This window comes from Staphylococcus schweitzeri (genome assembly GCF_002902405.1).
In the GTDB taxonomy this organism is placed as follows: domain Bacteria; phylum Bacillota; class Bacilli; order Staphylococcales; family Staphylococcaceae; genus Staphylococcus; species Staphylococcus schweitzeri.
This window is the reverse complement of sequence record NZ_PPQS01000045.1, coordinates 1-270: the sequence shown is the minus strand read 5'-3', so window position 1 is coordinate 270 and position 270 is coordinate 1. Positions and strand designations below refer to the sequence as shown.

The following is a 270-nucleotide window of genomic DNA, read 5'->3' as shown; positions in this document are numbered from 1 at the left end:
TGAAAAAGTTGGTGAGGGTCAACCAACAGAAGAAATCACAAAACAACCAGTAGATAAGATTGTAGAGTTTGGTGGCGAGAAAATACCGCAAGGTCATAAAGATATCTTCGATCCAAACTTACCAACAGATCAAACGGAAAAAGTACCAGGTAAACCAGGAATCAAGAATCCAGACACAGGAAAAGTGATTGAAGAGCCAGTGGATGATGTGACTAAGCACGGACCAAAAACAGGCACACCAGAAACAAAAACAGTAGAAATACCGTTCGA

The 270-nt window shown here is 40.7% G+C and carries 1 protein-coding gene; it reads left to right on the top strand.

Translation table 11 applies throughout. The features are described from left to right. A partial coding sequence (locus tag CD116_RS11070) for an E domain-containing protein (protein WP_206168531.1) occupies window positions 1-270 on the top strand: 270 nt, incomplete at both ends.